Raw genomic sequence first — 11,362 nt, forward strand, 5'->3', positions numbered from 1 at the left:
GAGGCCGGGTGTCTGCTTTTGCCGTAAAGAAAAGCCGTATATTTCAAGTTCATTGCTGCTACGACGAACGATGAAGCCCATGACGGATCGTTCCGCCCTGCTGTCGTCGCTGGAAGCGCGGCTGGCCACGCGCGTGCGCGTCGTACCGCCCAGCGGCATTCGGCGCTTTTTCGAGATTGCCGCCACCATGGAAGACGTGATCTCGCTGGGCATCGGCGAGCCGGATTTCGTCTCGCCGCCGGCGGCCATCGAAGCGGCGATCGCCTCATTGCGAGCCGGACAGACCGGCTATACGGCCAACGCCGGCCTGATGGAGCTCCGGGAAGCCATTGCCGAAGAGCTGGCCCGACGCTACGGTGTGCACTACGATCCGGCGCGCGAGATTCTCGTCACCGTCGGCGTGGCCGAGGGCATCCAGCTGGCCATGCTGGCGCTGGTGGAGCCGGGCGACGAGGTGCTCATTCCGGAACCCTGCTTTGTTTCGTACGGACCGACCGCCGTGTTTGCCGGTGGCCGGGTGGTCTACGTGCCGACCTCGGTGGAAAACGACTTCCAGGTGACGGCCGCCGATCTGGAGCCCTACATCACGCCGCGCACGAAGGTGCTCATGATCGGCTACCCGAACAATCCGACCGGGGCCGTGCTGCGGCGCAGGACGATGGAGGAGATCGGCGAGCTGGTGATCAAGCACGACCTGTTTATCATCTCGGATGAAATCTACGATCGGCTGATCTACGGCCGCGCCTATGAGGAGGGGCACGTGTGCGTGCCGTCGATCCCGGGGCTCCGGGAGCGCACCGTGCTGCTGGGGGGCTTTTCCAAGGATTATGCGATGACGGGCTGGCGGATCGGCTATGCCTGCGCGCCCGAGCCCATTCTGAAGGCGATGTACAAGCTGCACCAGTACATCGTGATGAGTGCGCCGACGATGGGGCAGGTGGCCGCCCTGGCAGCGCTTCGGGAGGCGCAGGACGACGTGGAGCGGATGCGCCGGGCCTACGACGAGCGGCGTCGCGTGATCGTGGATGGTCTGCGCGCGGCCGGTCTGCCCACGTTTGAGCCGGAGGGCGCCTTTTATTGCTTCCCGGACATTCGGCCGACCGGACTGACCTCAGAGGAGTTCGCGCAGCGGTTGCTGCGAGAAGAGCACGTGGCGGTGGTACCCGGCGATGCTTTTGGCCCCAGCGGGGCGGGCTATGTGCGCTGCTCGTATGCCACGTCGCTGGAGAACATCCGGGAGGCGGTGCGGCGGATTCAGCGGTTTGTGGCACGTGTGAAGGAGGAGCGCCAGGTGGAAACCTGAGCGAGCGGTTGTCGTTGCCAGAGCCGCACTGTGGAGTCGATCAAAATCCGTTATTGCAATGCAGGAAAAAATTCAAAGCCTGTTAGAGCGTGTGGACACGCTCGGGAGGTTTCTTTGACATCCCCGGGCGTAAAGAGAAAATCGCGAAGCTGAACGAGGAGCGTCTGGCGCCGGGCTTCTGGGACAACCCGGAGCGGGCGCGTGAGGTCGAAAAGCAAATCGCCGAAGAAGAGTCCTGGGTGGCGGCGTGGGAGCAGCTGCGTCGCCAGGCCGATGATGTACAGACGCTGCTGGAACTCCAGCAGGAGGAGCCCGACGCGAACCTGGAAGAAGAGATCGCGCGGGAAGTGGCCCGCCTGGAGCAGCAGCTTGACGAGCTGGAGCTGCGCAGCCTGCTGACCGATCCCGACGACCACCGGAACGCCATCCTGACCATTCATCCGGGGGCCGGCGGGACGGAAAGCCAGGACTGGGCCGAAATGCTCCTGCGCATGTACACGCGCTGGGGCGAACGACACGGCTACGACGTGGAGCTGCTCGAATACCAGGCGGGCGACGTGGCCGGCATCAAGAGCGCCACGCTGCGCATTGCCGGACCCTACGCTTACGGCTATCTGAAGGGCGAGTCTGGCGTACACCGGCTGGTGCGCATCTCGCCGTTCGATGCGAGCGGCCGACGCCATACGTCCTTTGCCAGCGTGTTCGTCTATCCGGAGATCGACGACTCGATCGAGGTCGACATCCGGCCCGACGAGATCGAAATGCAGACGTTCCGCAGCGGTGGAAAAGGCGGACAGAACGTCAACAAAGTGGAGACGGGCGTCCGCCTGATCTGGCACGGCAAGCTCTCGAACGGCGAGGAGGCCAGAGTCGTGGCCGAGTGCACCGAAGAACGCAGCCAGCTTCAGAACCGGCAGCGGGCGCTCACCATGCTCAAAAGCCGGATCTACCAGCTGGAGCGGGAGATCCGCGAGGCCGAAAAGCGCAAGCGGGAGTCCCAGAAGAAAAAGATCGAGTGGGGGAGTCAGATTCGTTCCTACGTCTTTCAGCCCTACACGATGGTCAACGACCATCGCACCGAAACGAAAGTGACGGACGTCCAGGCCGTCATGGACGGTGACCTGGACCCGTTCATCCGGGCCTACCTGCTGTCGCAGGTGAACGAAGCCGCCTGAAATGCCCGAGCGTTATCAATTCGATTTTCTGGTCATCGGTAGTGGCATTGCCGGCCTGACGTTTGCGCTGCGCGTGGCCGATCACGGCTCGGTCGCCATCGTCACGAAAAAAGAAAGCGTCGAGTCGAACACGAACTACGCGCAGGGCGGCATTGCGGCCGTCATGGACGCGGCCGATTCCTTCGAGCAGCACGTGCAGGACACGCTCGAGGCCGGGGCCGGCCTGTGCGACCGCGAGGTGGTGGAAACGGTCGTGCGGGAAGGGCCCGAACGGGTGCGCGAACTGATGGCGCTCGGGGCGCAGTTCACCCGTGAAAACGGCCGGCTGCATCTGGGTCGGGAGGGCGGACACTCGCGCAACCGCATCGTGCACGCCGCCGATGCGACCGGCCGCGAGGTCGAGCGGGCGCTGCTGGCGCGCGTGCGCGCCCACCCGAACATCCACATTTTCGAGTATCACTACGCGGTTGATCTGATCACCGAGCATCATCTGGGCCAGTACGTCTCGCGACTGCGTCCCGACATCCACTGCTTCGGGGCGTACGTGCTGGACGAGCGGGCCGACGTGGTGCACACCTTCCTGGCGAAGGCCACGCTGCTGGCCACCGGTGGCTCCGGACAGGTCTACCTGCACACCACGAATCCGCCAGTTGCCACAGGCGACGGGGTGGCCATGGCCTATCGGGCCAAGGCCCGCGTGGCCAACATGGAGTTCATTCAGTTTCACCCGACCACGCTTTTCTACCCCGATGGCCCGAAAGAACGCTCGTTTCTGATCAGCGAGGCGGTGCGGGGTGAGGGGGCTCGGCTCTACAACCTGGCCGGCGAGCGCTTCATGCCGAAGTATGACCCACGGGCTGAGCTGGCCCCGCGCGATATTGTGGCGCGCGCCATCGATGACCAGCTCAAGCGGCGCGGCGACCCGCACGTATGGCTGGACATCTCGCACCGGCCGGCCGAGGAAATCAAACGCCACTTCCCGAACATCTACCGGACGCTGCTCGACTATGGCATCGACATGACGCAGCAGCCCATTCCGGTCGTGCCGGCTGCTCATTACCAGTGCGGCGGGGTGTTGACCGACCTGCACGGCCGCACTACGATTCACGGCCTCTATGCGGCCGGCGAGGTGGCCTGCACGGGGCTGCACGGCGCCAACCGACTGGCCAGCAACTCGCTGCTGGAGGCGCTCGTCTTTGCCCGACGGGCGGCCGAAGATGCCGTGCAGTACATTCAGACGCAGACGTGGCGTACGGACGTGCCGGACTGGGACGACCGAGGCACCGAGCGCCCCCAGGAATGGGTGCTCATTGCGCACAACCGGGACGAGCTGCGTCGCATCATGTGGGACTACGTGGGCATCGTGCGCTCACAGCTTCGTCTGGAGCGGGCCCTGCGTCGCACCCGGCTGCTCTACGAAGAAACCGAGGACTTCTACCGTCGCGCCCGGCTCTCGCCGGGGCTGTGCGAACTGCGCAACATGATCGCCGTAGCCTACCTGATCATTCGCAGCGCTCAAATGCGCCGCGAAAGCCGCGGGCTGCACTACATGCTCGACTATCCGGAACCCGTCGAGAGCGAGCGCCGGCCCACACTGGTCTGAGGAACCCGTTTTTGAAGCCGTCGTTTATGCCGTCGGGAGTGAGCGGGTTGTGTAGTCGCCTCCACGGAACGGAGTCGGTGTGTATGAAAAGGGGGGCTCAAGCCGCCCTTTTTTCGTTCAACCCGCTCAGGTAGTAACGCCCGGCCGTCCGTGGTGCGGGCGTTTTTTGCAACGAGCGATAACCATGACGCAGACGACGTACGGGACGCCGGCGCTGATCGAGCAGATCCGCGCCCGCGTCGAAGAGGTGCTGCAGGGAACGGCGTTCTTTCTGATCGATGTCGTCGTGCGCGGCCGACGGGGCGCGCACGTGGTCGAGATTTTCATCGACGGAGATCGCGGTCCCTCGCTTCGGGACCTGGAGCAGCTGAGCCGGGAGATCGGCTTTCTGCTCGACAGCGACGACCTGTTGCCCGGTCCGTACACGCTGAACGTGTCGTCGCCGGGCGTCGATCGGCCACTGGTGCATCCCCGCCAGTATCCCAAGCACGTAGGGCGGGAGCTGGAGGTGAAACTGGTGGCCGTCGCCGATGCACCGGCCGAGCGACTGCGCGGGACGTTGCAGCGCGCCGATGCCGAGGCGATCGAGCTGCGGCTTCCCGACGGGTCGCAGCGCCGGGTGCGCTATGAAGAAATTCAATCGGCCCGCGTCTGCCTGCCCTGGTAAGGCGGGCCCCAAGACGATGACAGGTGAGCCATGCAGAACAGCGAGCTGGTATCCTCCTTTGCGGAAATCGCGCATTCGAAGGGAATCGACCGGGACACGCTCCAGCTGATTGTGGAGGACGTCTTCCGGGCCATGATCCGGAAGCGTTATGGCTCGGACGAAGCGTTCGAGATCATCTTCAACCCGGATCATGGCGACATCCAGATCCTTCACATCCGGGAGGTTGTGCCCGACTGGGAGCTGGAAGACCCGGTCACGCAGATTGAGCTGAGCGAGGCGCGCAAGATCGACCCCGATTTCGAGGTCGGCGATGAGGTGGCCAGCGAGGTGAGCATCGCCGAGTTCGGCCGGCGGGCCATCATGACCGCGCGCCAGACCTTCAGCCAGCGCATTCGCGATCTGGAAAAGGAAAAAATCTATCAGGAATATTCCGAGCTGATTGGCGAAATCGTCGTCGGTGAAATCTATCAGATTCGCCGGCGCGAGGTGCTGGTCATGCACAACCGCACGGAGTTGATCCTGCCGCGCGAGGAGCAGATCCCGCGCGATCGCTACCGTAAGGGCGACACGCTCCGGGCGGTTGTCAAAGAGGTGCGTCGTGAAGCGGGCGGTGCGCCGCAGGTGATCATCAGCCGGGCCGATCCGGTCTTTCTGGAGCGGCTGCTGGAGCTCGAAGTGCCCGAGATCGAAGAGGGCATCGTCGAGATCAAGAAAATCGTGCGGGAGCCCGGCGAGCGCGCCAAGGTGGCCGTCGTCAGCCACGACGAGCGGGTGGACCCGGTAGGCGCCTGCGTGGGGCTCCGGGGGAACCGGATCCATGCCATCGTGCGCGAGCTGTCCAACGAGAACATCGACGTCATCGAGTGGTCTGACGATCCCCGGGAGCTGATCAAGCGGGCGCTGGCGCCGGCCAGACCGCTTTCGGTCACGTTGAACGAAGAGGCCAACCCGCCGCGTGCCAAGGTGGTCGTGCGGGCCGACGAGGTCAGCCAGGCTATCGGGCGAGGTGGGGTCAACATCCGGCTGGCCTCGCGTCTGACCGGCTACGAACTGGACGTCTACCGGGAAATCCTCCCCGACGAAGAGGATATCGAAATCGAAGAGTTTGCCGACGAGCTGGACGAAGAGATCATCGTGCGGCTGCGCGAGATCGGTTGCGATACGGCCCGGGCCGTGCTCGACCTTTCGGTCGAAGAGCTGATGCGGCGCTCCGGGCTCGATGCGGAAACCGCGCGGCGCGTGATGCATGTCATTCGTTCGGAGTTTGAAGAAGACGAAGAAGAACTGGAAGGCTGAACGCCGATCGCAGGAGGACGCAACAGGCGCTTATGGCAAAGAAGTTCAAAATCCGGCTATTCAAGCTGGCCAAAGAGCTGAACGTCGGGATCGACACCATTGAGCAGCAGCTCGAAGAGCTGGGCTATGCCCATGCGCTTTCCGGTCGGGGAGCCAATGCCGTCCTGGAAGATGAGGACGCCTACGAGGCACTCCTGGAGGTGTTTGCCCACGACCGGAAGGTGGCGGCCCGGCTGAAAGAATTGCGTGAAGCGCGCGAGGCGGCCGCCCGGGCAGCGAAGGCGGAGGCAGAGGCGGCCGAGGCCGTCGAAGAAGTCGAAGAAGAAGCCGTTGAAGAAGTGCCGGCTTCAGCGTCGGCCGCCGAAGAGACCGAGCAGGAAGCTACGGAAACAGCCGTCGAAGAAACCACCGGGGAGCCGGAGGTTGAAGCGCCTGCTGCGTCTGTTGAAGCGGTGGAGGCGGAGGAGGTCGCCGAGGAGGTCTCGGCCGAGCCCACGCCTGCCCCTGAACAGGAAGAAGAAGCGGAAGTGGTGGCAATAGCGGCTGCGACGGAGGAATCCAAGGCGGAGGCCGAGGCATCCGAGCCCGAAACGCCTGCGGCGGCCGAGGCTGAAGCGGCTCCGACGGAGGAGGCCCCTGAGCCCGCTGGGGAAGAAAAGAAAGAAGAGGACGAGGTAATCCGGGCGCAGGTGGTGCTCCAGGGAGCCAAGGTCGTCGGTAAAATCGACCTGTCGAAAGTCGAAGACGATGAGACGCGGTCTGGTAAGCGCAAACGCAAACGGAAGCGAAAAGCGAAGCCCGCACCGGACGAAGAAGTCGTCAAAGTAGCCGTTGAGGACGAGGAGGAGGAAAAAACACGAAGCAAGCGCAAACGCAAACGCAAGCGGATTCGCCGCGTCGACGAGGAGGAAGTCGAACAGTCGCTGCAGGAGACGCTTCGTGAGCTGGAGCAGGGCGTCAGCCGCATACGTCAGCGCCGGCGCCGTGAACGGCGTGAACGTCATGCGCAGGAACGGGAACGGGAGGCGTTGCGAGAAGCGCAGGAAGCTCGCAAACTCCGGGTGACGGAGTATATCTCGGTGGGCGAGCTGGCCGAGTTGATGGGGGTCGAGGTCAGCGAAGTGATCTCGACGCTCTTCAATGCAGGGATGATCGTCTCCATCAACCAGCGGCTCGACGCCGACACGATCCAGTTCGTGGCAGATGAATTCGGCTACGAAGTCGAATTCATCACCGACTACAACGAGCTGGAGATAGAAATCCCGGAGGATCGACCGGAAGATCTGCAGCCGCGGGCACCCATCGTTACGGTGATGGGGCACGTCGACCACGGCAAGACATCGCTTCTGGACTACATCCGCAAGACGAACGTGGTGGCCGGCGAGGCCGGGGGCATCACGCAGCACATCGGCGCCTACCATGTGGAGCTGCCGGACGGTCGGTACATCACCTTCCTGGACACGCCGGGGCACGAAGCCTTCACGGCCATGCGTGCTCGCGGCGCCAAGGTGACAGACATCGTGATCCTGGTGGTGGCGGCCGACGATGGCGTGATGCCGCAGACGATCGAGGCCATCAACCACGCCAAAGCTGCCGGTGTGCCCATCGTGGTGGCCGTTACCAAGATCGACAAGCCCGAGGCCAACCCGCAGCGCGTTCTCCAACAGCTGGCCGAACACGGCGTGCTGGTCGAGCAGTACGGCGGTCAGGTGCAGTGCGCCTTCGTTTCGGCCAAGACCGGCGAGGGGGTCGATGATCTGCTCGAAAAGGTACTGCTGGAGGCCGAGTTGCACGATCTGAAGGCGAACCCGAATCGCCCGGCCGTCGGCACCATCATCGAAAGCCGCGTGGAAAAAGGACGCGGCAACGTGGCCACCGTGCTGGTGCAGAACGGGACGCTCCGCGTGGGCGATCCCTTCGTGGCTGGCGTGACGAGTGGCCGCGTGCGGGCGATGTTCGACGAGCGGGGCAACCGCGTTGAGGCCGCCGGACCCTCCATTCCGGTGCTGGTGCTCGGTTTCGACGAACTGCCCGAGGTCGGCGACCAGTTCGTGGTCGTGCCCGACGAAAAAGAAGCAAGGGCGATCGCCCAGAAGCGTCAGCAGATCCGCCGTGAGCAGATGCTGCGCAAGCAGCGTCGCATCTCGCTCGACGAGATCAGCCGGCGCATGGCACAGGGTGAGCGCCTGAAGGAACTCAACCTGATCATCAAAGGCGATGTGGCCGGTTCGGTCGAGGCGCTGAGCGACGCGCTTCTGAAGCTCTCGACCGACGAGGTGGCCGTGAACATCATCCACAGCGGCGTCGGCGCCATCACCGAAAGCGACGTGATGCTGGCTTCGGCCTCCGACGCCATCATCATCGGCTTCCAGGTGCGTCCCACCAGCAGCGCCCGCCAGCTGGCCGAACGCGAGCATGTGGACATCCGGCTCTACTCGGTCATCTATCAGGCCATCGAGGATGTGCGCGACGCCCTGGAAGGGCTGCTGTCGCCCGAAAAGACCGAGCAGATTGTGGGCGTGGCCGAGGTGCGCGAGACGTTCAAGATCCCGAAGGTTGGTACGGTGGCCGGCTGCCGGGTCGTCGAAGGACGCATTCGCCGGGGCGACCGCGTGCGCGTCATTCGCGACGGGGTGGTCATCTACGAAGGCGCGATCTCGTCGCTCAAACGCTTCAAGGAGGACGTGCGGGAGGTGCAGAGCGGCTACGAGTGCGGCATGGGCATCGAAAACTTCAACGATATCAAGGTGGGCGACCAGATCGAGGCCTTTGAGATCGTCGAACAGCGGCGCAAACTGGAGGTCTGATGAGCAGCAGCATCCGGGTGCAGCGTGTGGGTAGTTTGCTCAAGCGCGAGCTGGCCGACATCCTGCAGTTTGAGTTCGGGGACCAGCTGCCGCCTATGACGACGGTCACCGACGTGCAGCCCACGCGGGACCTGTCGATCGCCAAAGTGTACGTGAGCATCTATGGTGCGCCCGAGCAGAAACGGGCAGCGTTCCGGCGGTTGCAGGAACTGACGCCTCAGATCCGCGCGGCACTGGCCCAGCGCATCCGCTACCAGCTCCGCTTCATGCCCGAGCTGCGTTTCGTCCTGGATGAGACCTTGGAGCGGGCACAGCGGGTCGAGGAGCTGCTGGCGCGCATCCGCGAAGAGCGGGCCCGCCGCGAAGATCAGCGCGAAGGACAGAGCTCCTGATCCATGCCTGTCCCGCTGCCGGAAAACTTCGACGCGCTGGTGCATGGCTATCCCCGGCTGCCCGAGCGATGGGATGCCGCCGTGCTCCTGATCGACAAGCCGAAAGGCATCACCTCCTTTGACGTGATCCGGCGGCTCCGGAAACTGCTGCGCGTGCGCAAGATCGGACATGCCGGCACGCTCGATCCCATGGCCACCGGCCTGCTGATCTGTCTGATCGGGCGGGCCACACGCTGGATGACACACTTTATGGCCCAGGAGAAGGAGTATGAGGGCGTCATGCGGCTCGGCGAAATCACGCCCTCGTACGACGCAGAAACCGAAGTGGTGGAGCGCAGGCCCTGGGAGCACCTGACCGACGAAGATCTGGAGCGTGCGCGCTGGCAATTCGTCGGCGAAATTGTGCAGCAGGTGCCGGCCTATTCAGCCGTCAAGGTGAAAGGCAAACGCCTGTACGAACAGGCCCGGGCCGGGAAAAAAGTCGAGCGCCCGAGCCGGCGCGTGCAGATTTACGCATTTGAACTGCTGGGGCGCAAAGGGCCCGATGTGGCCTTCCGGGTGTGCTGCTCAAAGGGCACGTACATCCGTAGCCTGGTGCACGACTTCGGCCAGGTGCTGGGGTGCGGCGCTCATCTCATCGAACTGCGGCGCACCCGATCGGGACCGTATCGCGTTGAACAGGCCTGGACGCTGGAGGCGCTGCCCGCGGCGCTGCAAGCCCGGACATCATCCCAGCCGGAAAGAAAGTCATGAAGTTCGAACGAGGCCTGGAACAGGTCGAGTACGACGCGCGCTCGGTCGTGACCGTCGGAACGTTCGACGGAGTGCACCGGGGGCATCAGGCCGTGTTGCAGTTTCTGATGGCGCGGGCGCGTGAGCGCGACGGTATCAGCACGGTGCTCAGCTTCGATCCACATCCGCGCGAAGTGTTGCGCGGCGAACCGGTGCCGCTGCTGACGACGGTGGAGGAACGGGCCACGCTGCTGGAAGCACTGGGCATCGAGCGCTTTATCGTGCTGTCTTTTACGCCGGAACTGGCTGCCATGCCGGCCCGGCAGTTTGTCGAGGAAATCCTCGTACGCCGCATCGGCCTGCAGGCCATCTGCGTGGGCTACGACCACACGTTCGGTCGCAATCGGGAAGGGAACGTAGCCCTGCTACAGCAACTGGGACCGCAGTACGGATTTGCCGTCGATGTCATTCCACCGCAGGTGGTGGGAGACCGTACGGTCTCGTCCACGCTGATCCGGACCATTCTGCTGCGTGATGGAGACGTGCGGCAGGCGGCCGACTTGCTCGGCCGTCCCTACATGCTCCAGGCTACCGTTGTGCGCGGGGACGGCCGCGGACGGGTGCTGGGATTCCCGACGGCCAACCTGCATCCGAATCATCCGCGTAAACTGGTGCCGCGCAACGGCGTCTATGCCGTGCGGGTATGGCTGCCGGGCGAAGCCGAGCCGCGAGGTGGCATGATGAACATCGGCATGCGACCTACTTTTGCAGGCGACCGGCGCACGCTGGAGGTGCACGTGCTGGACTTCGAGGGCGACCTCTACGGTCAGCTTCTTCGGGTGGATTTCATCGAGCGGCTGCGGGACGAGCAGCGCTTCCCGTCGGTCGAGGCGCTCCGCGAGCAACTTTTTCGTGATCGGCAGCGTTGTATGGAAGTACTGCAGGCCTCGGTATGAGGCCTGCTTTTTGACACGCGGCTTTACTCGGAGTTGCGGGTCAGCTTCTTTAGCATGGTATCAATCTAAAGAGGGGACCACAGCACATGATCAGCAAGGAACTCAAGCGCGAACTGATTCGCAAGTACGGCGCCCACGAAAACGACACGGGCCGGCCGGAAGTCCAGATTGCCATCTTCACGCACCGCATTAATGCGCTGACCGAGCACCTGCAGCGCCATCCCAAGGATTTTTCCACGCGCCGCGGCCTTTTGAAGCTGGTCGGCAAGCGGCGCCGCCTGCTCGACTATCTCATGCGCGAAGATTTCGAGCGCTACCGCGCAATTATTGAGGAGCTGGGCATTCGTAAGTAAAAGGGCCGGCGGCATCCCTGAGCGGATGCCGCCGCGCTTATTGGGCCAACGGGCCCGCAAAAAACAGGGAAGAGAACG

The 11,362-nt window shown here is 63.8% G+C and carries 10 protein-coding genes; all 10 read left to right on the top strand.

All coding sequences use genetic code 11. The features are described 5' to 3' along the window. Positions 1 to 79: 79 nt before the first annotated feature. The 10 genes from GYH26_RS06880 (at position 80) to rpsO (ending at position 11,284) form a co-directional block, all read left to right on the top strand. Entirely contained in the window at positions 80 to 1,303 is a 1,224-nt protein-coding gene (locus GYH26_RS06880) for an aminotransferase class I/II-fold pyridoxal phosphate-dependent enzyme (protein WP_242006632.1), read from the top strand. Between the two features lie 58 nt (positions 1,304 to 1,361). Then, a protein-coding gene (gene prfB, locus GYH26_RS06885) for a peptide chain release factor 2 (RefSeq protein WP_012843807.1) occupies positions 1,362 to 2,478 on the top strand; the annotation gives its coding sequence in 2 pieces (ribosomal slippage) (positions 1,362 to 1,418 and positions 1,420 to 2,478; 1,116 coding nt in all). 1 nt (position 2,479) lies between these two features. Next, positions 2,480 to 4,081 carry an L-aspartate oxidase gene (nadB, locus tag GYH26_RS06890; RefSeq protein ID WP_161541021.1) on the top strand — a complete coding sequence of 534 codons (1,602 nt, stop codon included), beginning with the start codon at positions 2,480 to 2,482 and terminating at the stop codon, positions 4,079 to 4,081. 184 nt (positions 4,082 to 4,265) lie between these two features. Beyond that, positions 4,266 to 4,748 carry a ribosome maturation factor RimP gene (gene rimP / locus GYH26_RS06895; RefSeq protein ID WP_161541022.1) on the top strand — a complete coding sequence of 161 codons (483 nt, stop codon included), beginning with the start codon at positions 4,266 to 4,268 and terminating at the stop codon, positions 4,746 to 4,748. Positions 4,749 to 4,778: 30 nt separating this feature from the next. Further along, on the top strand, positions 4,779 to 6,044 hold the full coding sequence (gene nusA, locus GYH26_RS06900; protein WP_161541023.1) for a transcription termination factor NusA: 1,266 nt from the start codon (positions 4,779 to 4,781) through the stop codon (positions 6,042 to 6,044). 32 nt (positions 6,045 to 6,076) lie between these two features. After that, a complete protein-coding gene (infB, locus tag GYH26_RS06905) occupies positions 6,077 to 8,851 on the top strand; it encodes a translation initiation factor IF-2 (protein ID WP_161541024.1) in 2,775 nt (924 codons plus the stop codon). Next, positions 8,851 to 9,243: a 30S ribosome-binding factor RbfA gene (gene rbfA, locus GYH26_RS06910; RefSeq protein ID WP_161541025.1), complete on the top strand. Its 393-nt coding sequence runs from the start codon at positions 8,851 to 8,853 to the stop codon at positions 9,241 to 9,243. The genes infB and rbfA overlap by 1 nt, the downstream gene beginning before the upstream one ends. Positions 9,244 to 9,246: 3 nt before the next feature. Then, on the top strand, positions 9,247 to 9,996 hold the full coding sequence (gene truB / locus GYH26_RS06915) for a tRNA pseudouridine(55) synthase TruB (RefSeq protein ID WP_161541026.1): 750 nt from the start codon (positions 9,247 to 9,249) through the stop codon (positions 9,994 to 9,996). Then, a complete protein-coding gene (locus GYH26_RS06920; RefSeq protein ID WP_161541027.1) occupies positions 9,993 to 10,931 on the top strand; it encodes a bifunctional riboflavin kinase/FAD synthetase in 939 nt (312 codons plus the stop codon). The genes truB and GYH26_RS06920 overlap by 4 nt, the downstream gene beginning before the upstream one ends. An 86-nt stretch (positions 10,932 to 11,017) precedes the next feature. Further along, the gene (gene rpsO, locus GYH26_RS06925) at positions 11,018 to 11,284 is read left to right on the top strand and encodes a 30S ribosomal protein S15 (RefSeq protein WP_161541028.1); all 267 of its coding nucleotides are present in this window, start codon (positions 11,018 to 11,020) and stop codon (positions 11,282 to 11,284) included. The last annotated feature ends 78 nt before the right edge of the window (positions 11,285 to 11,362 follow it).

This window comes from Rhodothermus marinus, assembly GCF_009936275.1.
GTDB classification, from domain to species: Bacteria; Bacteroidota; Rhodothermia; order Rhodothermales; family Rhodothermaceae; genus Rhodothermus; species Rhodothermus marinus_A.

Bases quoted from the DNA above. Each gene is read 5' to 3' on its own strand.
- infB (WP_161541024.1), top strand. From the start codon at position 6,077: ATGGCAAAGAAGTTCAAAATCCGGCTATTCAAGCTGGCCAAAGAGCTG.
- nadB (WP_161541021.1), top strand. From the start codon at position 2,480: ATGCCCGAGCGTTATCAATTCGATTTTCTGGTCATCGGTAGTGGCATT.
- truB (WP_161541026.1), top strand. From the start codon at position 9,247: ATGCCTGTCCCGCTGCCGGAAAACTTCGACGCGCTGGTGCATGGCTAT.
- rpsO (WP_161541028.1), top strand. From the start codon at position 11,018: ATGATCAGCAAGGAACTCAAGCGCGAACTGATTCGCAAGTACGGCGCC.
- rbfA (WP_161541025.1), top strand. From the start codon at position 8,851: ATGAGCAGCAGCATCCGGGTGCAGCGTGTGGGTAGTTTGCTCAAGCGC.
- GYH26_RS06920 (WP_161541027.1), top strand. From the start codon at position 9,993: ATGAAGTTCGAACGAGGCCTGGAACAGGTCGAGTACGACGCGCGCTCG.
- nusA (WP_161541023.1), top strand. From the start codon at position 4,779: ATGCAGAACAGCGAGCTGGTATCCTCCTTTGCGGAAATCGCGCATTCG.
- rimP (WP_161541022.1), top strand. From the start codon at position 4,266: ATGACGCAGACGACGTACGGGACGCCGGCGCTGATCGAGCAGATCCGC.
- GYH26_RS06880 (WP_242006632.1), top strand. From the start codon at position 80: ATGACGGATCGTTCCGCCCTGCTGTCGTCGCTGGAAGCGCGGCTGGCC.